The organism is Metallibacterium scheffleri, from assembly GCF_002077135.1.
In the GTDB taxonomy this organism is placed as follows: Bacteria; Pseudomonadota; Gammaproteobacteria; order Xanthomonadales; family Rhodanobacteraceae; genus Metallibacterium; species Metallibacterium scheffleri.
In genome coordinates this window covers 1742638-1765504 of sequence record NZ_LDOS01000002.1, presented here as the reverse complement: position 1 = coordinate 1765504, position 22867 = coordinate 1742638, and the positions used below count along the sequence as shown (strand labels likewise).

Below are 22867 nucleotides of genomic sequence, written 5' to 3'. Positions count from 1 at the left end.
TTCGTGTCAGGCGAGCACGCGCGGAAATGATCCGCCCAGGCTCGACATGGATCGATTCAACCCAGCGCCTTGATGTGCGCGGTGAGCCGGCTCTTGTGGCGATTGGCCTTGTTCTTGTGGATCAGACCACGCGAGGCGTGACGATCCATGACCGGCTCGGCGGCGGCGTAGGCGGCCACGGCCGCGGCCTTGTCCTTGGCCTCGATGGCGAGGACGACTTTCTTGATCGCCGTGCGCACCATGGAGCGGGCGCTCACGTTGCGCATGCGCCGCTGCTCGGACTGGCGCGCGCGCTTTTTCGCGGACTTGATGTTGGCCAAGGGATGACTCCAGACACGGGTGTTATGGAAAAGAGCGAAATTATGCTGGAGCCTGGCGCTGCGGTCAATCGCCACCGGCACATCAGCGCCTGTGTGCGCCGCATGCGCTGCGGGTTCCGGATTCCGGGTTTCCGGTTCGGTTTCGTGGTGGCCGCGGCATGAGTGCCGCGCGCCCCAGCCTGCTGCGTGGCGTGGCCGCGTTCAGCAGCATGACATTCCTGTCGCGCCTGCTGGGCCTGCTGCGCGAAACGGTGATCGCCGCCGTGTTTGGCGCCAATGCGGCGACGGACGCATTCTGGGTGGCGTTCCGCATTCCCAACTTCATGCGCCGGCTGTTTGCCGAGGGCGCGTTCTCGCTGGCGTTCGTGCCGGTGTTCGCCGAGGTCCGCGCACGTGGCGACGAGGCCGCGCTGAAGACCTTCGTGGCGCGTACCGCAGGCACCCTGGGTGGCGTGTTGCTGGTGGTGACGGCGCTGGGCATCTGGGGCGCGCGCGGGCTGGTGCACGTGTTCGCGCCAGGCCTGGCCGAAGATCCGGCGCGCCTGGCGCTGACCGCCGACCTGCTGCGCATCACCTTTCCGTTTCTGCTGCTGGTGTCGCTGACCGCGCTGGCGGCGGGCGTGCTCAACGCCTACTCCAAATTCGCGCTGGCGGCGTTCACTCCGGTCATCCTGAACTTGTGCATGATCGCCGCGGCGCTGTGGCTGGCGCCGCACCTGCGCATTCCGATCAGCGCGCTGGCCTGGGCCATCCTGCTGGCGGGCGTGCTGCAACTGGCCATCCAGTTGCCGGCGCTGCGCAAGCTGGGGGTGTTGTCGTGGCCACGCTGGGGCGCGACGCACCCGGACGTGCGCAAGATCATGCGCCTGATGCTGCCGACGCTGTTCGGCTCGTCGGTCGCGCAGATCAATCTGCTGCTGGATACGGTGATCGCCTCGTTCCTGTTCGTCGGCTCGCAGACCTGGCTGGCCTTGTCCGATCGCCTGATGGAGTTTCCGCTGGGCGTGTTCGGCGTGGCGCTGGGTACGGTGATCCTGCCGACGCTGGCGCGGCATCATCTGAGTACCGATCGCGCGGGCTTTCAACGCGCGCTGGACTGGGGCCTGCGCACCGCGCTGCTGATCGCGCTGCCGGCCGCGGTGGCGCTGGTGTTGCTGGCCAAGCCGATGATCGCGACCCTGTTCCAGCATGGTCGCTACAACGCCTTCGACACGAACATGGCCACGCTGTCGCTGACCACGTTGAGTTGCGGCTTGCCGGCGTTCGCCCTGGTCAAGGTGCTGGCGCCCGCGTTCTATGCGCGCCAGGACACCCGCACGCCGGTACGCGCGGCGGTCGTGGCGATGGTGGTGAACATGCTGCTGAATGTGATCCTGGTGGGCGCGCTGGCCTGGTCCTGGGCCGCGCCCGAGCTGCGCCGCAGCGGCGTGCTGGACACGCTGGCGCACACGCCGGGGCTGCACATGGCGCTGGGCATGGCCAGCGCATTGGCCGGCTATCTCAACCTCACGCAACTGTGGCTGGCGCTGCGGCGGCAGGGCGTGTATCAGGCGCAGCCGGGCTGGTTGCGGCATCTGGGGCGCACGTTGCTGGCCTGCGCGGTGATGGCGGTGGTCCTGCTGCTGGGGCGTCTGCTGTTGTGGCCGGACTGGACCACGCCGCCGGCACTGGTGCGACTGTGGCGTTTGCTGGCGCTGTTGGCCGCGGGCGGGTTGACCTATCTGGCGGTGCTGTTCGCACTCGGCTTCCGCCTGCGCGAACTGCGCGAGGCTTGAGCGCCCTGTGGCGCTGCACCATACTGCTGCGATGATGCATCTTGCCCGAGACGTGGCGGGGCCTTGCCTCGCGCCACACGGCAGCGTGCTGGCCGTGGGTGCGCTGGATGGTTTGCATCGCGGCCATCAGGCGCTGCTGGCGCGCGTGCGCGAGCGCGCGGCGGCGCTGCATTTGCTGCCGATGGCGATCAGCTTCGAGCCCTTGCCGCGCGCGTATTTTTCGAAGGTACCGCTGCCGCGGCTGGGCTCGGTGCGCGACAAGATCGAGGGTCTGGCGCAGGCCGGCATGCAGCGGCTGTTGTTGCTGCGTTTCGATGCCGCGTTGGCGGCGATGCCCGCCGAGGATTTCGTGCATCGCGTGCTGCTTGCGCGCGCCGGTGCGCGCGAGGTCTGGGTGGGCGCGGATTTCCGCTTCGGCCACCAGCGCCGCGGCGATCTGGCATTGCTGCAGCGCATGGGCGCCGAGCTGGGTTTTGCCGCGCATGCATTGGAAACGCATCTGCACGATGGCGCGCGCATTTCCAGCAGCGCGATCCGCGCCGCGCTGACGGCGGATGATTTTGCCGCGGCCGCCGCATTGCTGGGTCAGCCGTTTTGCATCGGCGGACGCGTGGTGCGCGGCCAGCAATTGGGCCGTACGCTCGGCTATCCCACCGCCAATATCCGGCTCGGGCGGCGCGTGAGTCCGATCCAGGGCATCTTCGCGGTGCGCGTGCATGGCGTGGCGGCATCCTTGCCCGGCGGTCGCTCCGGCACATCCTGTGCCCGCGACACTGGGGCATCCCTGCCCGGCGGTCGCTCTGGCGCGTCCTACGCCCGCGACACTGGGGCATCCCTGCCCGGCGGTCGCTCCGGCACATCCTGTGCCCGCGACACTGGGGCATCCCTGCCCGGCGTTGCCAGTCTGGGCATGCGCCCCACCGTCGACGGGCGCGAGATGCTGCTGGAAGCGCACTTGTTCGATTTCAACGGCGATTTGTACGGCCGCCATCTGACGGTCGAGTTCGTGCGCAAATTGCGCGACGAGGAAAAATTCGCCAGCCTCGATGATCTGACCCGGCAGATGCACCGCGACGCCGCCGCCGCGCGCGCGCTGGTGGGCCTGCCCCTTTCCGCCACCGCCTGAGTTTTCGCCGCATGGATTACAAGCACACCCTGCAATTGCCGCAGACCGATTTCCCCATGCGCGGCGACCTGCCCAAACGCGAACCGGCGTGGCTGGCCGAGTGGGAGCGCGTCGGACGCTACGCGCAGATCCAGCAGGCCAGCGCCGACCGCGCGCGGACCTTCGTGCTGCACGATGGCCCGCCCTACGCCAACGGCGCCATCCATCTGGGCCACGCGGTCAACAAGATCCTCAAGGACATCGTGGTCAAGTCGCGATTGCTGGCGGGTTTCCGCGCGCCTTACGTGCCGGGCTGGGACTGCCACGGCCTGCCCATCGAAATCGCGGTGGAGAAGAAGTTCGGCAAGGCTGGTGAAAAGCTCGATGCCGCCGCGTTCCGCCAGAAATGCCGCGAATACGCCGCGCAGCAGATCGACGTGCAACGCGCGGATTTCAAGCGCCTCGGCGTGCTGGGCGACTGGGAGCATCCCTACCGCACCATGGATTTCAGCTACGAGGCCGACATGCTGCGCGCGCTGGCCCGCATCATCGCGCGCGGGCATCTGACGCGCGGCTTCAAGCCGGTGCACTGGTGCTTCGATTGCGGTTCGGCGCTGGCCGAGGCCGAGATCGAATACCAGGACAAGGACTCGCCGGCCATCGATGTCGCCTTCGATGCCGTCGATGGCCAGGCGCTGGCGGCGCGCTTTGGCGTGGATGCCGGAGATGCCATCGTCAGCGTGCCGATCTGGACCACCACGCCGTGGACGCTGCCGGCGAACCAGGCGGTGGCGCTGAATGCCGAGATCGACTACGCCCTGGTCGAAGGTCCGGCGCGCGCCGGGCGGCGCGTGCTGCTGGTGGTGGCTGCCGCCCTGGTGGAGCCGGCGTTGCAGCGCTACGGCATCGAGCCGGCAGTCGTGCTGGGGCATGCGCCGGGTGTGCAACTCACCGGCCAGCCCGGCGCGACGCTGACGCAGCTCCGGCATCCGTTCTACGACCGCCAGGTGCCGCTGATCCTGGGTGGACATGTCTCCGCCGAGGACGGCACCGGCGCCGTGCACACCGCGCCCGGCCACGGCCAGGAGGACTTCGCCGTGGGCCAGTTGTACGGCCTGGCCGTGGTCAATCCGGTCGATGGCAAGGGCGTGTTCCTGCCGGATACCGAGTTCTTCGCCGGGCAGCACGTGTGGAAGGCCAACAGCACGATCATCGAGACCCTGCGCGCGCGCGGCGTGCTGCTCGCGCACGCCTCCGTGCACCACAGCTATCCGCATTGCTGGCGGCACCGCACGCCGGTGATTTTCCGCGCCACGCCGCAGTGGTTCATCGGCATGGACACGGCGGGACTGCGGCGCGACGCGCTGGCTGCGATCGCCAACGAAGTGGAGTGGTTTCCGGGCTGGGGCGAGGAGCGCATCGCCGGCATGGTGGCCGGGCGTCCGGACTGGTGTATCTCGCGCCAGCGCACCTGGGGCGTGCCGATCGCGCTGTTCGTGGACAGGGCCGGCGGCACGCCGCACCCGCGCTCGGTCGAACTGCTGGAGCAGGTGGCGCAGCGCGTGGCGCAGGGTGGCGTCGATGCCTGGTACGCACTGGATGCGCGCGAGTTGCTGGGTGACGAGGCCGCGCGCTACGACAAGGTCACCGACGTGCTGGATGTGTGGTTCGATTCCGGCGTCACCCACGCCTGCGTGGTCGACGCGCGCCCGGAGCTGGCGCAGGACGGCCACGACGACTGGCGCGTGATGTATCTGGAAGGCTCCGACCAGCACCGCGGCTGGTTCCAGTCGTCCCTGCTGACGCGCGTGGCCATGACCGGGCACGCGCCCTACCGGCAGGTGCTCACCCACGGCTTCACCGTGGACGAGCAGGGCCGCAAAATGTCCAAGTCGCTGGGCAACGGCATCGAGCCGCAGGACGTGATGAAGCGCCTCGGCGCGGACATCCTGCGCCTGTGGATCGCCTCGGCCGATTACAGCAACGAGATGGCGCTGTCCGAGCAGATCCTGCAGCGCGTCAGTGACACTTACCGGCGCCTGCGCAACACCAGCCGCTTCCTGCTGGCCAATCTCGATGGTTTCGATCCGCCGCGGCATCTGCTGCCGGTGGCCGACTGCCTGCTGCTGGACCAGTGGATCATCGCGCAGGCCGAAGCCCTGCAGCAGCAGATCGTCACGGCTTACGACCGCTACGCGTTCGCCGAAGTGGTGCAGCGCGTGCAGAACTTCTGCACCAACGAGCTGGGCGCGCTGTATCTGGATATCACCAAGGATCGCCTGTACACCATGCCGCGCGACAGTCGCGGCCGGCGCAGTGCGCAGAGCGCGATGTTCCGCATCCTCGAAGCCATGGTGCGCTGGCTGGCGCCGGTGCTGGCCTTCACCAGCGAGGAAATCTGGCAGCACCTGCCGGGCGAACGTGGCGAGTCGGTGCTGTTCGAGACTTGGTACGCGGGCCTGGCTGGAAGCAATGCCGAGGCACGCGATGCAGTTGCCTGGGCCGAGCTGCTGGCCCTGCGCGAGGAGGTCGCGCGCGTGCTCGAACCGATGCGCAAGAGCGGTGGAATCGGCGCGGCGCTGGATGTCGAGGTGGATGTTTACGTCGATGCTGCGCGCGCTGCGCGCTGGCAGGCCTACGGCGAGGAACTGCGTTTTGTGCTGATCACCTCGGCGTGTCGCGTGCACGCGCTGGATGCTGCGCCAGCGGATGTGCTCGCGGGAAGCCTCGTGCTTGGCGCCGAGCGCGTGCCGATCAAGCTGCGCGTGCAGGCCAGCGCCGCGCCCAAATGCGTGCGCTGCTGGCATCACCGCGCCGACGTGGGCACGCACGCGCAGCACCCCGAGCTGTGCGGGCGCTGCATCGACAACATCGAAGGGCCGGGCGAAGACCGGCGCTTTTTCTGAGCGTGCGCCCCATGTCCTTGCCGCGTCCCAACGCCCTGGCGTGGTTGCTGCTGTCGCTGGCGGTGATCGCGCTGGATCAACTGACCAAGGCGCTGATCGTGGCGCATTTCGCGGTCGGTCAGACGCGTGTGCTGATTCCGCATCTGCTCGATCTGACCCTTGCCTACAACCGCGGCGCGGCCTTCAGTTTCCTGGCCAGCGCCGACGGCTGGCAGCGCTGGCTGTTCACCGCGCTGGCCGTTGGCATCAGCGCGGCGCTGATGGTGGCGCTGGCGCGCACGCCGCGCGGTGCCTGGCGCAACGCCCTGCCATATGCGCTGATCATCGGCGGCGCGCTGGGCAATCTGGTCGACCGCCTGCGTCTGGGTCACGTGGTGGATTTCATCCTCGTGCACTGGAAGCACGACTGGTACTACCCGGCATTCAATGTGGCCGATTCGTCGATCACCATCGGCGCGGTGCTGCTGGTGTGGTTCGCGCTGTTCGGCACGTCGCGCGCTGCGGGGCGATAATGCGCGCGGTTCATCCGGTATCCGCATCGTGGAAGTAATCCTCGCCAACCCGCGCGGCTTTTGTGCCGGCGTCGACCGCGCCATCGCCATCGTCGAGCGCGCGCTGGAGTCTTGGGGCGCGCCCATCTACGTGCGCCACGAGGTGGTGCACAACCGTTTCGTGGTCGAAGGTCTGCGCGCGCGCGGCGCGATCTTCGTCGAGGGTCTTGACGATGTGCCGGACGGCGCCACGCTGATCTTCAGCGCGCACGGTGTGCCGCAGCAGGTGCGCGCGCAGGCCGAGGCGCGTGGCCTGCGCGTGTTCGATGCCACCTGCCCGCTGGTAACCAAGGTGCACATGGAGGTCGCGCGCCTGGGCCGGCTGGGCAAGGACGTGGTGCTGGTCGGTCACGCCGGTCACCCCGAGGTCGAGGGCACCATGGGCCAGTGGCATGCGCGCTTCGGCGGGCACATCCGCCTGGTCGAATCGGTGGCCGACGTCGCGCGCTTGCATACGGCACAGCCCGAGAACATCGCCTATGTCACCCAGACCACGCTGTCGGTGGAGGACACGCGCGCCATCGTCGATGCGCTGCGCGCGCGCTTCCCTGTCATCGATGGGCCGCGCAAGGACGACATCTGCTACGCCACGCAGAATCGTCAGGACGCGGTGCGTCTGCTGGCGGGGCAGGTCGACCTGGTGCTGGTGGTCGGATCGGCCAGCAGCTCCAACTCCAATCGCCTGCGCGAACTGGCCGAAAAACAGGGCGTGCCGGCGTATCTGATCGACGGCCCCGAATCGGTCGATCCGGCGTGGCTGGCCGGCGTGCGCCGCATCGGCCTGACCGCCGGCGCCTCGGCGCCGGAGCAACTGGTGCGTGCCGTGATCCAGCATTTGCACGACGCTGGCGCCAGCGCCATCCACGAGCTGGATGGCACGGCGGAAACCATCACCTTCGCCCTGCCGCGCGAGCTGCGTACCTGACAGTGCGGACTGCGCGCGGGCCGTGGCGCGCCACCCGGGCCTCAGGCACCGCTGGCCTCGAAGCGGTTGGCGTCGCGGTTCTTGCGCACCTTGGCCGGATCCCAGATACGGCCGTTCATGGCGATCCACACGCCATCGGGCAGCGCCTGCACCGCGCCCACCGCGCAGCCGATATTGAACACCGCGTCCGAGCCGGTGAAGCGCGCCGGATTCAATGCGCCGGTCAGCACGATCACCTTGCCGACGATGCCATGCAGCGCCTGCGCGGTTTCCACCATGGTGTCGGTGCCGTGGGTCACCAGTACGTGGCGTTCGCTCTGGCGCTCGATCACCTCGCGCAGCAGCGCGCGGTCGGCGGCGTCCATGTGCAGCGAATCCTTGCGCATCAGCGGGATCACGTTGCAGCGGAAGGCCACGCCGAGGCCGGTCAGGATCTGCCCGATCTGCGGCTCGCCGATCTGGTAATCGGACTTGTCATCGAAGTAGATCTTGTCGATGGTGCCACCGGTGGTGACGATGCAAAGCTGGTCCATGGACGCGCTCGTTGAAGACGGATCAGCCGCATAGCGTACCCGCAGCCGTGGCCTGTGGCGCGCTCAATCCTGCGCCAGGATCGCCGCGCAGTCCGCGGCGCTGGATGCATTCAGGCGCAGCAGGCCGTGGCCGAGAAAGCGGCGCAGGGACGCCGCCGCACGCAGGTCACCGAGCACGGCGGCGGTCTGCGCCTGTCGCGCCAGCAGCGTGGCCGCCGCGCAGCGCGCCAGGGTCAGCGCCATGCCGCGCGCGCCCGCTTCCAGCAGCGCGCGCTCGCGGCTGGCCGGCAGCAGCCACTGCGCTGCCGCGGCCAGCGCGGCCTGCATCGTCGTGGCGCCGGGGATCTCCTGCGGCCATTGCCGCTGCAGCCATGTCGCGAACGGCGACAGATCATCGCCGCCCAGCGCGCGCAAGGTATCCAGCGCCAGCACGTTGGTGGTGCCTTCCCAGATCGGATACACCTGCGCATCACGCAGCAGTTGCGGCAGACCGGTATCCTCGATGTAGCCGGCGCCGCCGCAGGCTTCCAGGCATTCCGAGGTGATGCGCACCGCGAGCTTGCCGGTCCACAGCTTGGCCAGCGGCGTGAGGATGCGCCAGACAGCCTGGGTCTCGGCATCGGCCAGTCCGGCCTCGACCTCGCCGAGCAGCCGCGCCACGCCGAAGCCCAGCGCGAACGCGGCCTCGAACTCGGCGTTGAGGCCGGCCAGCGTGTCGCGGTGCAGCGGCTTGTCGATCAGCAGCGCGCCAAAGGCCTCGCGGCGCGTGGCGTAGTCCAGCGCCAGTGCCAGCGCGCGGCGCATGCTGGCCAGCGCGCAGATCGCGTTCCAGGTACGGGTGATGTTGAGCATCGGCGCGATCCGGCGCACGCCGTGGCGCGGTTCACCCACGGGCGTGGCGGCGAGGCCGTCGAGCTCGATCTCGGCGGTGGGCAATTCGCGCGTGCCCAGCTTGTCCTTCAGGCGCTGGATGCGCAGCCCCAGCTGCCAGGCGCCATCGGTGGCGTGCGTTTCCACGTAGAACATGCCCAGCGCATCGTTGCCGGCGCCGGCGCCGCTGGGTCTTGCCAGCGTCAGCGCGGCCTCGCCGATGATGGCCGAGGTGAACCACTTGCGCCCGTGCAGGCGCCACTGGCCGGAGGCATCCTGATGTGCCTCGACCTCGCTGCGCGACACATCCGAGCCGCCGCTGGTCTCGGTCATCCACTGTCCCGACAGCCACAGCGTGGCGGCATCGCGGCTCAGGAAACGCGGCAGCGCGCGCTGCAGCAGCGTGGCATCGCCGCTGGCCTTGAGCGCGGTGGCGGCGCCGTCGGTCATCGCCAGCGGACAGGTGTAGAACTCGCTGGCGACGTGGTACAGGTACACGCGCGCGAATTGTGCGGCGCGCTGCATGCCGCGCGCATCGGCGGCATGTCCGGCCCACAGCAGGCCGTGCGCCGCGGTGAGTGCCGCGCCTTCCTCCCAGGCCGGCGTCAACGCGATGCGATCCACGCGCCGGCCCCAGGCATCCCACTGCGTCAGTTGCGGCTCGCGGCGTGGCGTGCCTTGGCGTCGCGCATAGGCTTGCAGCGCGTAGTCGGCCAGCGCCTGCAGGTCCGGCAGCAGCGCGGCGTGCGCGGCCGCGTCCAGGTTGTGCTGCAACCAGCCGCGCAGCACGCGGTCGTGGTGCAGTGGATGCGCGAGCTGCGGACCCTGCTGGATGAAGCCCATGGCGCGCTCCAATATCGCGGATGCGCACATGCTAGGCCGCATCGCCCGCGACGGCGAGGCGCGGCGCACAAGCGGCGTTGCGCCCATGGCCGCCGTGTTGCCAGTGCGTGGCCGATCGATCCGCGCACCTGCCTGGATCGCATGATGGTTGCGCCGCGCTCAGCGCGCGCGTCGCCCCGCCGCTCCGGTGGCACCGATCAGCAGCACGGCCAGCAGCAGTTCGCTGCAACCCAGGGCGCGTGGCAGGCCATGCATGGCCCAGGCGACCATCACGCCGTGGCTGAAATACAGCAACGCCGCCACCGCCGCCCACCACAGCCGGCGCGCGGCGCTGCGCGCCAGCAGCGGCAGCGCCAGCGGCAACAAGGCCAGCGCCAAGACCACGGGGATCAGCTCGGGCGGCGCCGCGCGCAGCCAGCCATGCCACAGCACTTGCAGCAGCGCCAGCGACAGCCAGGCCAGTTGGCCGACGCGCAAAGCGCTCATGGCGCCGCCGCCGGGCGCGCATGCCCCGGCGCGCTCATCGCGGCGCGAGGCGCATGGCGACCTGCGCCAGACGCCGCCCCAGCGCGCGCGCCAGCTCCTGCTCGTGCGCGCTGAGCGCGCGTTCACCCTTGAGGCCGGCGACATGACTTGCACCGTAGGGCGTGCCGCCACTTTGCGTCGCGTTCAAGGCCGGCTCGGTGAACGGCAGGCCGAGGATCAGCATGCCGTGATGCAGCAGCGGCAGCAGCATGCTGAGCAGGGTAGATTCCTGCCCGCCATGCAGGGTGCTGGTGCTGGTGAACACGGCCGCGGGTTTGCCCACCAGCGTGCCCGAGGCCCACTCGGCGCCGGTGCCGTCGAGGAAATGCTTGAGCGGCGCGGCCATGTTGCCGAAGCGCGTGGGGCTGCCCAGCGCGAGACCGTCACAGGCGCGCAGGTCGTCCAGCGTGGCGTAGGGTGCGCCGTCCGCGGGCACCGGCGGCGCGGCCAGCTCGGTGATCGGCGCCACGGGTGGCACCTGGCGCAGGCGCGCGCTGCAGCCGGCGACTTCCTCGACGCCGCGCGCGACACGCCGCGCCAGATCCGCGGTGTGGCCGCTGCGACTGTAGTAAAGCACCAGGATTTCGCTCATGCGGCCGTGCTCCGGGTTGGGTGGTTGGGTGCGCGTGAATCACGCGGGCAAGGTGTTTTCGGGCTTGCATGTCGATACCCTGCACGCATGAAACCGATCGATCGCGAACGCGTGCGTGCCTTCATCGCCTTCGCCTGGCAGCGGTTGCGCGAGGACCGGCTGCTGGAGACCGCGGGCGCGCTGTCCTACACCACGGTGTTCGCTCTGGTGCCGCTGTTGGCGACGACGCTGGGCATCGTATCGATGTTTCCGGCCTGGGCGCACTGGAGCGATACGATTTCAGCATTCGTGTTTCGCAATCTGGTACCGGCCACCGGCGCGGCGGTGGAAAAGGAACTGTTGCGTTTTGCCGGCAATGCCAGCCGCATGACCGCGGCCAGCGCCGCCATCCTGTTGTTCACTGCCTTGCTGATGATGGCGGCGATCGAGGAGCGCTTCAATCGCATCTGGCGCGTCACCCGACGGCGGCGCGGCGTGCTGCGCTTCCTCACGTTCTGGGCGGCGCTGACGCTGGGGCCGTTGCTGGTGGTCGGCGGTCTGGTGGTCAGTTCGTACCTGCTGGCGCTGCCATGGCTGGCGCAGGCCAACCAGCATCTCGGACTGGGCGGATATCTGCTGGACCTGGCGCCATTCCTGATCACCTGGATCGGGTTGCTGGCGATGTATCTGCTGATTCCGAATCGACGCGTGGCGCTGCGCCATGCACTGGGTGGCGCGCTGCTCGCGGCGCTGGCGTTCTCGGCGGCGCGTCACGGGTTCGCCTTGTACGTGCTGCACATGAGCTCCTATCGCGCCATCTACGGCGCGCTGGCGGCATTGCCGATTTTCCTGATCTGGGTCTACGTGTCGTGGGTGATCGTACTGGCTGGCGCCTCGCTCACTGCCGCCTTCGCCGCATTCCAGTATGTGCCGCAGGCCATGCGTCTGCCGCGCGGAACCGAGTTCGTCGGCCTGCTGCGCGTGCTCGCGGTGCTGGCCGCCGCACAGCAGCGCGGGGCGCCGCTGGACAACGCCGCATTGCGTCACGCGCTGCCGTTTCTCACCGAGGACACGCTGACGCGTTACCTCGACGAGCTCGAGCAGGCGCGCCTGCTGCAACGCTCGGAGCTGGGTGACTGGTTGCTCACGCGCAGCCTGCATGGCGTGCACCTGGCCGATTTGTACGCCGCCGGACATTACCGTCTGCCAGCCTCGGCGGCGCTGCTGGCCAGCGCCGCGCAGGACCTGCCGCCGGCGCTGGCCGCGCAGCTCGCCGCGCTGGGGCAGGCGCTGGAGGCGGGGCTGGGCGCCGATCTCGCCAGCCTGCAGCCGCCGACGGATACTTCACGCAACGCGGCGCAGAGTTCCACGACATGAATATCCCTGCACAGAAAATCCTGCGCGCGCTCGCGCTGCTGGCCTTGCTGGCTGTCGCGCCGACGTGGGCGCTGCCCGCCGCGGCGCCGCTGCAACTGAACCTGCGCACCCTCGACGGCAGCACCTTCAACCTCGCCGCCGAGCGCGGCAAGTGGGTGGTCCTCAATCAATGGGCGACGTGGTGCGGCCCGTGCCTGCGCGAGATGCCGCAGATCTCTGCGTGGGTGCAGCGGCATGCCGCGCATGTCGCCGCGCTGGGCATGGCCTACGACGGCATCACCGCGCGCGAATTCGCGCAGTTCATGCGCAAGCACCCGGTCAGTTATCCGGTGGTGCTGATCGATCTGGAGTCGCCGCCCACGGCCATGCCCGAGCCGCAGGAATTCCCATCGACGTATCTGCTGGCGCCCGATGGCACGCTGGTGAAGCATTTCATTGGCCCCATCGACGGCGCCAAACTGGATGCCGCCATCGCCGCCGCGCGCACGCTGCACCCGCAATGGCCCGCGCCGTGAGCGCACGCCGCTGGCTGATCGAAGGTCGCGTGCAGGGCGTGGCATTTCGCGCCAGCACGCAGGCGCGAGCGCTGGCGCTGGGCCTGGATGGCTACGCGTGCAACCTGCCCGACGGATGCGTGGAGGTCATCGCGCAAGGCGATGACGCGGCGCTGGATCGGCTCGCGCAATGGCTGCGACAGGGTCCGCCCGCCGCGCGCGTGGCAGGCGTGCAGGAAGCCGCTGCGACAGCGGACGCGGCGATCGGTAGCGGCTTCGGCGTGCGCTGAGAGGCTGTGAATTTTCCGGCCTCTCAGCCCGGCCATGGATGGCCGGACGCGAAGCGGTCACGCGAGTGGCTGCTTCGCGGAGGCGCGTACGGACCTGTGCCGGACGCGCCGATGAAAAATTCCGCACGACGCGGAATTTTTCACAGACTCTGAGCGGTGCCGCCTGCCGGCCATGCGCGGCTGTGCAACACTGCGCCGAAACGACGAAGCCGCGTGCGGCGCCGCTGGCCAGTGCGCGGCCGGCGGCCGGGGTTCAACGCAAACAGGGTTCGCGCATGAAAAACACCAAGCTGCGCCTCATCGCCATGAACTTCCTCGAGTACTTCGTCTGGGGTTCATGGCTGACCACCTTTGGCGCGTACTGGTTCCTCACCCGACATTGGTCGGCCAGCGAGTTCGGCGCGGTGTTCTCGACCATGGGCATCGCCTCGCTGTTCATGCCCTCGCTGATGGGCATCGTCGCCGACAAGTGGATCAATGCCGAGCGCCTGTACGGCATCCTGCACCTGCTCGGTGCCTGCATGCTGTTCATGGTGCCGCTGATCGACAGTCCCGCGGCGCTGTTCTGGGTGATGCTGCTCAACGTGTGCTTCTACATGCCGACGATCTCGCTGTCGAACACGGTGTCCTACAACGCGCTCAAGGACGAGGGCGCGGACGTGGTCAGGGATTTCCCGCCGATCCGCGTCTGGGGCACGATCGGTTTCATCGTCGCCATGTGGACCATCAGCCTGCTGCATATCGAGAAGAGTGCCAGCCAGTTCTACGTGGCCGGCGCATCCGCCGTGGTCCTCGGCCTGTACGCGTTCACCCTGCCACGCTGCCCGCCGCGCTACGTGCGCCATGACTCGCTGATCGATGCCTTGGGCCTGCGCGCGTTCGCGTTGCTGAAAAACTACAACATGGCCGTGTTCTTCCTGTTCGCCATGGCGCTGGGGGCTTCGCTGCAACTGACCAACGCTTACGGCGACACCTTCCTGCACAGCTTCGCCAACGTGCCCGCCTATCGCGACCTGCTCACCGTGCGCTACCCGAACATCGTGCTGTCGATCTCGCAGATGTCGGAGACCGCGTTCATCCTGGCCATCCCCTTCGTGCTGCGGCGCTTCGGCATCAAGACCGTGATGCTGATCAGCATGTGCGCCTGGGTGCTGCGTTTCGGCCTGTTCGGCTATGGCAATCCCGACGGGCTGCTGTGGATGATCATCCTGTCCAATCTGGTGTACGGCATGGCCTTCGATTTCTTCAACATCTCCGGCTCGCTGTTCGTCGAAGGGCAGGCGCACCCCGGCATCCGCGCCAGCGCGCAGGGCCTGTTCATGATGATGACCAACGGCTTCGGCGCGGTGCTCGGCAGCTCGATCAGCGGCGTGCTCATCAACGATTACTACACGCGAGCCGATGGCAGCATCGCGTGGCACGGCGTCTGGCTGATGTTCGCCGCCTATTCGCTGGTCGTGACGGTGCTGTTCGCGATCCTGTTCCGCTACAAGCATGTGCGCAGTGATTCGGTGCGTCGCGTGGCGACACAGACAACGTCGTGACGCCGATCTGGTCGAGCGCGGTGGTGCTGCCCGACGCGGATCATCGATGTGATGCATCCGCAGTATCGCGTTGACGCCACCCGCGCTGCGGCCGCGCTGCGGCGCTGGGTGCGCGCGGTGATGTGGCGAGTAGCACAAGGGTCCGGAGGAACGACCGCATGACCGCGAAGTCGATTTCATCGGCTCCACGCAACAGACATGCGCGCGCACAGGTCCTGTCGTTGCCGTTCGCCCTGTTGCCATCTGTCCATGCGGCAACGCTGGCATACCCAGGCGCATCGCTCCGTGCCGGGCTTGCAGCGACCTCGACCCCCGCCGCGCGGCTGCAGCCGAGCACCCAGAACCTGGCAAGGAACCGCGTGCGGCCGCCGCATTACCCTGCCGATGCGATCGGCACCCTCGCATATCCCGGCACACGGATCTGCGCATGACCCATGGCAGGCGGTGCGACACGGTTCAAGCGCGACCTCATTGCCTGTAGAGTAAATGCGGCGCCGTGCACGACAAGGCTGCTCTAGAGACGCCTGGGCGATTCACGGCGCAGCCGTGCACATGGCGCAACGGGGAGGAGTTGATGCAGCGCTTTGCATTTGCCCACTGGTCCGCGCTGCGCCTGATGATAGGCGCGCTGGCCGTGGTGGCTATCGCATTGACCTGGTCGGCGCCGCGCCGCGAGCTGCCGTTTCACCTGAAACCTGATGCCGCGGGCAGCGTGATCGAAGCACGCGGCTGGACGCCCCTGCCGGCAGGCCTGCAGGCAGGCGACCGCGTGGTGCTGGCCGAACAGACGGCGCGGATGCGCGCCGTCCTCGCCGACGAAAACGTGCCCGGAAGTCGCACTTATCGTCTGTGGGTGCAACGCGCTGGCAGCGTGCTGCCGGTTGCGGTGCGCAGCGTGGTGCAGAAGCAAACCGCTGAATCTGGCCGCATCCACTGGGTATCCTGGGCAGAGCAGGTCATGCTGCTGGCGCTTGGCCTGTTGACCCTGTGGCGCGGCCGTGACTGGGCGGCATGGGGATTGGCGATGTTCGCCATCAGCATCCTGTTTGCAAAAATCCTCGTCGGGCTGCCCGCGCCGCCGTTCCCGGGTCTCGCGCTGCACATGGTGGCGCAATGGCTCGGCGGACCGATGGCGTTTCTGGGGCTGTATCTCACCGCCACCGCTCTGGTGGGTTTGCGGCCGCGCTTGTTGCATGGCCTCGGGATTGTCTATCTGCTGCTGTTGCTGCTGCTGTTCGCGCTCGAGGCCGGCGGCAGCGTGGCGTTTGTCGCTTTTGCGGTATCCGGAGAGTCTGCCGCGTTCAACGACATCATCATCGCATGCGGGATTGCGGGACTAGCCGTGCCGCTATGGGTCTTGCTGCGTGGTTACGTGGATGCCGTGGCCGCGGCGCGCCTGCGCATTCGCTGGATCCTCAGCAGCACCGGCCTGCTGTTGCCGGCGATGCTGATCGAGATCGCATTGCAGAACGCGGCCGTCCAGCAGTCGCCGGCACTGATGTGGCTGCGCTGGATCGGTACCGCGCTGACCATCGCCGTGCTCGCCCTGTACACCTATGCCGTGCTGCGTCAGCGCCTGGTCGAGGTGCGCGTGGTGGTCAACCGTGCATTGGTGTTTGCCTTGCTGATGGGCGTGGTGGTGGGCCTGTTCGCACTGATGGAGAGTCTGATCGAGCGCAGCGCGATCGGCGAGAGCGCCGGCCTGGCACTCGAGATTGGCGTGCCGTTGGCGCTGGGCATCCTGTTTCACCAGCTGCATCGGCGCGTGGAGGCGCTGGTCGACCGCGTGTTCTTCCACCGCGAACATCGTGCGCGTGCGGCACTGAGTGATTTCGTGCGCGACGCGGGATTCGTCGAATCACCGCAGACGCTGATCGCGCGCACGGTCGAGGCGTTCAGCCGCGATGCGGGCGTTACGGGCGCCGCGCTGTATGAAGCGCGCGAGGGAGGGTTCGACTGCAGCGGCCGCGATGGCGCAGGCTTCGCATGCCCGGATCGTCTCGACCAGGACGACCGCGCGCTGGTGCGCCTGCGCGCGACGCTGGCACCGCTGGACCTGCATGGGGTGGGCAGCGCACTGGGTGCCGAGGGCCTGGCGCTGCCGCTGGCTCTGCGCGGACACCTGTTCGGCGTGCTGGTGTGCGGCCCACGTCCGGCCGGACGCCATGCCCAGGCCGACATCGAGCGCTTGGGGCATGCCGCGCACGAGATCGGCGCCTCGTTGTTCGCGCTGCGTGCGCGTGCCAACGAAAGTCTGGTCGAGGCGCTGGCGCGCGGCGTGTTGCCGCCGGCGCAGGCGATATTGCAGGCCCGCGCGCTGGCTGCAGCTCCCCTCGCCACCCAGGCGGGACAGTAGTCACTTGCGAGCACCCTGGTCAGCGTCGGGCACGCGGGCCTGGGCACTCTCGACGCATCCCAACACACGCTGACACGATTGCCGAACACCCGCGCGATCTCGATGACGGCGTGGTCTTGGCAGCCGGCGCGACGGAACCTTCACGGACATTCGGATATCTCTGCAGCATGGCCACGTCATGCTGCTTGCTTCGCGATGCGGCCTGCCCACGGGTGTTGCCAAGGGGCAGCCAAATGACTTTGCTTGATCAACCAGAGCTTTCGACGAAGTCCGCGGCTGTCAACGAGCCCGGATTGGATCTCGTGCCGATCGCCAATGGCCAGCTCCGGCTTGCCGAAGTGATTGGCGCGCTCAGCCATGCCCTCGACATCACCGAGGGCCAACCCCCCGGGCATTGTCAGCGCTGCTGCTGGATAGGATTCCACATCGGATGCGAACTCCGGCTCACTGAGACCGAACTGCGGGAGCTCTACTACACCTTGCTGCTCAAGGATGCCGGATGCAGCAGCAACGCCGAGCGTCTGTGCGAGCTATACGCGCACGATGACCTGCGCACGAAGCATGATTTCGCGCAGGTTGATACCAACAGCCTGAAACAGCTTGCGAGCTTCGTGTTGACCCACGCCGCACCCGGCGCGGGGCTTGGCAGCCGGTTATCGCATGTCCTCAACCTGATGCGCCATGGCGAGCAATTGGCTGACGAATTGGTCATGGCTCGCTGCGAGCGGGGTGCGCAGGTGGCTCGCCAGCTCGGCTTTCCAGACACCGTCGCTGCCGGCATTCAGAGCCTGGATGAGCACTGGGATGGCCGCGGCAGGCCTCAGCGTCATCGCAGCGACGACATTCCACTGGGTTCGCGCATCGCGCTGGTAGCTCAGGTGGCCGATGTGTTTTACCAGGTCGGCGGCGCATCAGCTGCGCGGAACGAGGTGCTTCGACGCAGTGGATCCTGGTTCGACCCTCGCGTCGTGGATGCATTTCTTCGCGCCGCGGAAGAACCGGGTTTTTGGACGGTCATGGCTGCCGAAGATTTTGAGAGTCGACTGTGGGCGCTGGAGCCCAGCAGGCAAATCCTTGACCCCACCGAGACGCGCCTTGATGCAATCGCACTGGCCTTCGCGCAGATCGTCGATGCGAAGAGTCATTTCACCTTCGGCCACAGCGAGCGGGTAGGCAACTACGCTGCGATCCTGGCGACCTCGATGGGATTCAGCGCCAGGCGCACCGCATGGGTCCGCCGGGCGGGCTTGTTGCATGACCTGGGCAAACTCGGCGTCAGCAACACGATCCTGGACAAGCCCGGTCGACTGAGCGCCGATGAATGGGCGAGTGTCAAGCGTCACCCGACTCTCACAGAGGAAATACTTGCACGGATCGGTCCGTTCAGAGAGCTCGCACGCGTGGCCGGCGCCCATCACGAGCGATTGGATGGATGCGGCTATCCCCGCGGTCTCAACGACATCGATATCAGCCTGGAAACGCGCATGATAACGACGGCAGATATCTTCGATGCTCTGACTGCCGCCCGCCCCTACCGAGCCGCACTGTCGATCGATGAAGCCCTGATCATCATGGAGCGAGAGCGTGGGCGCGGCATCGACTCGCTGTGCCTCGATGCGCTCGTGAGCGCCATCGCGAAGTTCGACATTCAAGCCGCGGATTCGGTGTCAGGGGCGTGAGCGGGTTGCACGTGACGCGCATGGCAGCTGCATCGCATCACAAGCCGCGCCCAGACGCAGACCCGCTGTGAGATGGAATCGGCTGATCCCCGAACACCGACGACACCGATGAACGAACGAGGTCTCCGGGCGCGGTTGATACCTTGGTCCGAGCCGGCGGCGATGGCTCAACAAGACCGTTTACGACCGCAGGAAGTCCCTGTGGGACGGAAATGCAGTCCGGCAACGTTGAACACCGCATCGCACTGACACAGCAGCACCCCGCAACCTGGACAGCGCGACCACCAGCAAAAGCCTGAAAGCTCAAGGCAAGAGCATCAATCGGGCAGTATTGAAGGGAAGTCTCTTACGAGTAAAAAGAGACTTCCCGCTTCCAACGGCCTCGAGGGCCATGATGGTTTTTACAACCGTCAGCAGAAGGGGAAGTCTCGATGAGCACTATAACCATGGGCGTGGATTTGGCGAAGAACCTGTTTTCCGTATGTGCGGTGGATGGCGCCGGACACGTGCAGCGGCGGCAGGATCTCGGGCGTGAAGCGTTTGCGCTGTGGCTGGCGCAGGTGCCGGCCGGCACCGTGGTGGCGATGGAGGCATGCAGTGGCGCGCACCATTGGGCGCGGCGCTGTTTGGAGGTCGGTCTGCAGCCGCGCTTGATGGCGGCGCAGTTCGTGACGCCGTTCCGCAAGAGCCGCACACTGAAGAACGACCGCAACGACGCCGAGGCGATTGCCACGGCGGCACGCCAGGGCAACATGCGCTTTGTGCCGGTCAAGTCGGTCGAGCAGCAGGCGCGGCTGGCATGGCATCGCGTGCGCGAGGGCTACAAGACCGAAGGGCTGGAGATCAGCAACCGCCTGCGCGGTCTGCTGGCCGAGTTTGGCATCGTGATGGCGCAGGGTGACCGGGCGTTGCGCATCGCCTTGGCGGATCTCGACGCAGCGGCATCGTTGCCTGCGGAGCTGAAGGAACTGCTGCGCGATCTCAGCGCGCACTGGGCGCAGGTGCGCGACCGCATCGCCGCGTGCGATGCGCGCATCGAAGCGCACGCCAAGGCGGATGAGCGCTGCGTGCGGCTGCGCGCGCTGATCGGCATTGGCCCGCTCACCGCCGATGCGATGGTGGCGAGCGTCGGCTCGGCCAAGGAGTTCAAGAACGGCCGGCAACTGGCCGCATGGCTCGGCCTGGTGCCGACCCAGCACTCCAGCGGCGGGCACACCCGCCTGGGCACGATCAGTTGCCGCGGCGATGCCTACCTGCGCACGCTGCTGATCCAGGGCGCGCGCAGCAGCCTGCAGCGCGCCAAGGTGACTGCACAGGATCGGGCCACGCCCGAGCAGATCTGGATCCGCCAACTGGCGTGTCGGATGCCGTTCGGCAAGCTGCTGGTGGCGATTGCGAACAAACACGCGCGGCAACTGTGGGCGATGCTGGCGCGCGAGGAAGCCTACGACGCCGAGGCGTGGCTGAAGCACCCGATGGTGCAGCGCCCGGCCGGCAAGCGCGCGGTGAGGATCGCCGGCATGGCATGACACGAACGCACATCCTTTCACGTCAGCGCGAAGTGGTCGACAACGGTCAGACCGACCCGGAGAGAACCTGACTAACCTGCCGGACGTCACCCCGTGTTTCGGCTGATCCCCGAACACCGACGATACCGAAAGACGAACGAGGTCTCCGGGTGCGGTTTATACCCTGGTCCGCGCCAGCATCAGCGGCGCAACAAGACCGTTTATGGAAATGCAGTCTGACATTCGTTGCATCACCACGCAGCACTGACACGCACGACGCAGCAAAGAGGACAACACGATGACCAGCCATGGCCCGAAAGCTCAAGGCAAGAACCTCAAGCGCGCGGCGTTGACGGGAAGTCTCTTATGGGAGGGGTTAGGCGGCAATGTCGACGTACTCGACCCGGCTGACAGGCGGCGGGATGGCAATGCCGTCCTCGCGAAGCCCCTCCAGGTGGAATGCGATGGCCTCCCGCAGTTGCTGCTCAGCTTCCTGCGGGGTGCTGCCGGTTGTTACACAGCCCGGAAGATCGGGGACGTACGCGGAAAAGTTGTCGACCGCCTGTTCAATGACGATTGCGTAGCGCATGACGGTTACCTCTTGAGGTCGGCCTGCTTGTAGATACTGTTGAGTGTACCCGGGGCCAAGTCATCCCCGGGCTTGCCCGGAACCGTAACCCGCCCGGGCTTGGAGGGGTGTTTGTATTGACGATGGCTGCCGCGGGTGGCGACGAGGGACAGTCCCCCCTGTGTGTATCCGGCTAACCGTTTGAGTTCAGCGGCTGCCGAAGGCAGTCCGCTGGAACGAAGGGTTGGGCGTCAGTAGCACGGCCCGTGTGCCAGTGTTCGCGAGCAAATGCCGCTACGTTCGATGCCGCTCACACTAGTCCAACGTACCTATAGCCAACGCTGTACTGCCGCAGTTGTATCGCTCGGCATCGTGTTGAAGCACAGTTTGGCTTGTGGTGCGTGTTCATGCACCACGTTGATTAGCTTCTCGAACAGGATGAAATTGCTTGGATTCGCTCGCACACCTGCCCCGATAAGGATGCAGTCGAACTGCTTCTGCTTGAGTCGACTTTGAAGAACAGCCTCCGCGGTTTCGCCAAAGTCGGTTAAGCACATTTGCACGCTGTACCCGAGACGCGTCAATTCCTCTTCCGAGGACTTGAGACCGGCAAGTACCTTCGTTGCATCCATGCCTGGTGCGTACCCGGGCTGTGAGAAATCGATCAGAGCTGGATCCAGACCAATCACGAGCACACCTTTATCGTTTGCCATCGCTGCCTCCATGTAGTCAGGGCTTGACGGAAGTCAGCCATAGCTTCAATTCTACTCCCAAGCGCGCGAGGGAGGGCGGATTCAACTACGAAGTGCACCACGGTTGAAGGAACGTCGAAAACTTGCTGTGGCGTACGGAAGTCTCCCAAGGAATTGTTAGGCCTTGACCACGAAGTGGCAGTCCTTGGTCGCATCTTGCGATGCGTAAACAATGCGGATTGATTTCCCTTTCTTGATCTTCTTGGCCTCAGCTTGATAGCCAAGCTTAAGAGTGGCGCAATCGTATTTTCCCGTAAGGTCAAGTAAGAGTAAGAATCTGGTCTTGCCCTTTGGTTCGAGCATGAGCTTCCGCAGCTCAGGGCGATTCTGACTGGGATACAGTGAATTCTTGGCGCTGTGACCAGGGAATTTCAGAGATGGGCAGTTCGCATCAACAATGGTCCTCGGCTGCACCGCCAGCTCTAGCCAGGTTGGATTGTTACCCTTGAGCTGAAAGTCGATAACACCTTCAGATGATGCGACCTCTGCATTGACCGAAGGAATGCGGCCAGTCAGATACGTAATTACAAGAGGGAAGAAGTCTCGCTCGGTCAGGTAACGAGTTGGATATATGTTGGCTACGGTGACCAACGTTCGCCCAAGATCTTGGACGTCGGCTATCGTCAGCTTTTTATGTGCAACAGGTTTCGACATGGTTTTCCAAGGCCTAACGTCTGAATTCACCGGCCTGCGCGGGCCTTTCGCACAGATCCGGTGGAATGGTGGGTTGGGGGCAAACTACTACGCACTGAGCATTTCTTTCAGCAGTGGACGCCAACTACCGAATATGTGGCCTTGCCCCTCTGCATAGAAGTCGCGGTTTTTTCCTACAAACCCCGGAACAGTTAACGCCCTGTAGAACTCGGATGAATTGAGACGAAGTGACTCTTTCATCGTGGCCGAAGTCATCATGTAAATGATGTGCTCAACCTGGTCGTTGGGAAGCAACCGAACTATACCAATGCCATTTGCGCGCGCGTACTTCAATGCCCCCTGCTGCAATGCCCCAGTAACGGCCATGACGCCTTTCTTGTTTGCACCTGCGATTTGGTCAAGCTTTGCCTTGAATTCTTCGACGTCGTCAACAGGAATGGCTCCGCTGTAGTCTTTGCATTCGCAAACCCAAAGTAACGACCATTGGTCGGCATTGGGAAGCCAAATCTCAATGGAAATATCGACGATGATGTCGGAGTCTCTATCGCGCGAGTAGTAGCCCTTCTTTTGAAACGGCGAAGCCGCCTTTGGCGATAGGCCGAGGCGCTCACCGTTGAGTTCATCGGTGACTGCGGCAAACACTCGGTTTTCAAATGCGTTACCTCTCGCGGCAGTACTCATTGAAGCCCCCAACGTTTGAAATAACCGGCGCGCGTAAGCG

General features: G+C 66.3%; 23 protein-coding genes. 13 read left to right on the top strand and 10 right to left on the bottom strand.

The window, feature by feature from the left end; translation table 11 throughout:
- Nucleotides 1-56: 56 nt before the first annotated feature.
- The gene (rpsT, locus tag Mschef_RS13345) at nt 57-320 is read right to left on the bottom strand and encodes a 30S ribosomal protein S20 (RefSeq protein ID WP_081129170.1); all 264 of its coding nucleotides are present in this window, start codon (nt 318-320) and stop codon (nt 57-59) included.
- Between the two features lie 158 nt (nt 321-478).
- Between rpsT and murJ the strand changes: the two genes are divergently transcribed.
- The 5 genes from murJ to ispH are packed head-to-tail and all read left to right on the top strand — an operon-like array spanning nt 479 to nt 7582.
- Nucleotides 479-2095, top strand: coding sequence for a murein biosynthesis integral membrane protein MurJ (gene murJ, locus Mschef_RS13340; RefSeq protein WP_081129167.1), 1617 nt, complete (start codon nt 479-481; stop codon nt 2093-2095).
- A gap of 31 nt (nt 2096-2126) precedes the next feature.
- On the top strand, nt 2127-3221 hold the full coding sequence (gene ribF / locus Mschef_RS13335) for a bifunctional riboflavin kinase/FAD synthetase (protein WP_081129164.1): 1095 nt from the start codon (nt 2127-2129) through the stop codon (nt 3219-3221).
- Nucleotides 3222-3232: 11 nt separating this feature from the next.
- Complete coding sequence (ileS, locus tag Mschef_RS13330; RefSeq protein ID WP_081129162.1) at nt 3233-6106, top strand: isoleucine--tRNA ligase; 2874 nt, start codon at nt 3233-3235, stop codon at nt 6104-6106.
- Nucleotides 6107-6117: 11 nt separating this feature from the next.
- On the top strand, nt 6118-6618 hold the full coding sequence (gene lspA / locus Mschef_RS13325; protein ID WP_136256599.1) for a signal peptidase II: 501 nt from the start codon (nt 6118-6120) through the stop codon (nt 6616-6618).
- Nucleotides 6619-6646: 28 nt separating this feature from the next.
- Nucleotides 6647-7582 carry a 4-hydroxy-3-methylbut-2-enyl diphosphate reductase gene (ispH, locus tag Mschef_RS13320; RefSeq protein WP_081129157.1) on the top strand — a complete coding sequence of 312 codons (936 nt, stop codon included), beginning with the start codon at nt 6647-6649 and terminating at the stop codon, nt 7580-7582.
- A gap of 41 nt (nt 7583-7623) precedes the next feature.
- Here ispH and Mschef_RS13315 read toward each other — a convergent pair whose 3' ends face one another.
- The 4 genes from Mschef_RS13315 to wrbA form a co-directional block, all read right to left on the bottom strand.
- Entirely contained in the window at nt 7624-8115 is a 492-nt protein-coding gene (locus tag Mschef_RS13315) for an asparaginase domain-containing protein (protein ID WP_081129156.1), read from the bottom strand.
- A gap of 63 nt (nt 8116-8178) precedes the next feature.
- A complete protein-coding gene (locus tag Mschef_RS13310) occupies nt 8179-9828 on the bottom strand; it encodes an acyl-CoA dehydrogenase family protein (RefSeq protein WP_081129155.1) in 1650 nt (549 codons plus the stop codon).
- Nucleotides 9829-9987: 159 nt separating this feature from the next.
- Nucleotides 9988-10314 carry a DUF2069 domain-containing protein gene (locus Mschef_RS13305; RefSeq protein ID WP_081129154.1) on the bottom strand — a complete coding sequence of 109 codons (327 nt, stop codon included), beginning with the start codon at nt 10312-10314 and terminating at the stop codon, nt 9988-9990.
- Between the two features lie 34 nt (nt 10315-10348).
- Nucleotides 10349-10945 (bottom strand): NAD(P)H:quinone oxidoreductase, encoded by a 597-nt coding sequence (wrbA, locus tag Mschef_RS13300; RefSeq protein WP_081129153.1) that lies wholly within the window; start codon nt 10943-10945, stop codon nt 10349-10351.
- An 87-nt stretch (nt 10946-11032) separates the two neighbouring features.
- Between wrbA and Mschef_RS13295 the strand changes: the two genes are divergently transcribed.
- The 8 genes from Mschef_RS13295 (at nt 11033) to Mschef_RS13265 (ending at nt 20193) form a co-directional block, all read left to right on the top strand.
- On the top strand, nt 11033-12301 hold the full coding sequence (locus Mschef_RS13295; RefSeq protein ID WP_081129152.1) for a YihY family inner membrane protein: 1269 nt from the start codon (nt 11033-11035) through the stop codon (nt 12299-12301).
- Nucleotides 12298-12816, top strand: a complete 519-nt coding sequence (locus Mschef_RS13290; RefSeq protein ID WP_136256598.1) for a TlpA disulfide reductase family protein — start codon at nt 12298-12300, stop codon at nt 12814-12816. The genes Mschef_RS13295 and Mschef_RS13290 overlap by 4 nt, the downstream gene beginning before the upstream one ends.
- On the top strand, nt 12813-13085 hold the full coding sequence (locus tag Mschef_RS13285) for an acylphosphatase (RefSeq protein ID WP_197686786.1): 273 nt from the start codon (nt 12813-12815) through the stop codon (nt 13083-13085). Before Mschef_RS13290 ends, Mschef_RS13285 begins: the two co-directional genes overlap by 4 nt.
- Nucleotides 13086-13360: 275 nt before the next feature.
- Complete coding sequence (locus Mschef_RS13280) at nt 13361-14629, top strand: nucleoside permease (RefSeq protein ID WP_081130041.1); 1269 nt, start codon at nt 13361-13363, stop codon at nt 14627-14629.
- A 158-nt stretch (nt 14630-14787) separates the two neighbouring features.
- On the top strand, nt 14788-15060 hold the full coding sequence (locus Mschef_RS17305) for a hypothetical protein (RefSeq protein WP_136256597.1): 273 nt from the start codon (nt 14788-14790) through the stop codon (nt 15058-15060).
- 143 nt (nt 15061-15203) lie between these two features.
- Complete coding sequence (locus Mschef_RS13275; protein ID WP_081129150.1) at nt 15204-16985, top strand: hypothetical protein; 1782 nt, start codon at nt 15204-15206, stop codon at nt 16983-16985.
- 233 nt (nt 16986-17218) lie between these two features.
- A complete protein-coding gene (locus Mschef_RS13270; protein WP_081129149.1) occupies nt 17219-18664 on the top strand; it encodes an HD-GYP domain-containing protein in 1446 nt (481 codons plus the stop codon).
- 431 nt (nt 18665-19095) lie between these two features.
- Nucleotides 19096-20193, top strand: coding sequence for an IS110 family RNA-guided transposase (locus Mschef_RS13265; RefSeq protein ID WP_081126072.1), 1098 nt, complete (start codon nt 19096-19098; stop codon nt 20191-20193).
- A 355-nt stretch (nt 20194-20548) separates the two neighbouring features.
- Here Mschef_RS13265 and Mschef_RS13260 read toward each other — a convergent pair whose 3' ends face one another.
- From Mschef_RS13260 to Mschef_RS13240, 5 genes are all read right to left on the bottom strand, one after another.
- Nucleotides 20549-20761, bottom strand: coding sequence for a type II toxin-antitoxin system HicB family antitoxin (locus tag Mschef_RS13260; protein WP_081129148.1), 213 nt, complete (start codon nt 20759-20761; stop codon nt 20549-20551).
- A gap of 5 nt (nt 20762-20766) precedes the next feature.
- Nucleotides 20767-20913: a type II toxin-antitoxin system HicA family toxin gene (locus Mschef_RS13255; RefSeq protein ID WP_136256595.1), complete on the bottom strand. Its 147-nt coding sequence runs from the start codon at nt 20911-20913 to the stop codon at nt 20767-20769.
- 156 nt (nt 20914-21069) lie between these two features.
- Nucleotides 21070-21453, bottom strand: a complete 384-nt coding sequence (locus Mschef_RS13250; RefSeq protein WP_081130039.1) for a hypothetical protein — start codon at nt 21451-21453, stop codon at nt 21070-21072.
- A gap of 156 nt (nt 21454-21609) precedes the next feature.
- Nucleotides 21610-22146: a hypothetical protein gene (locus Mschef_RS13245; protein ID WP_081129147.1), complete on the bottom strand. Its 537-nt coding sequence runs from the start codon at nt 22144-22146 to the stop codon at nt 21610-21612.
- Between the two features lie 87 nt (nt 22147-22233).
- Nucleotides 22234-22827 (bottom strand): restriction endonuclease, encoded by a 594-nt coding sequence (locus tag Mschef_RS13240; RefSeq protein WP_081129146.1) that lies wholly within the window; start codon nt 22825-22827, stop codon nt 22234-22236.
- Nucleotides 22828-22867 lie beyond the last annotated feature (40 nt).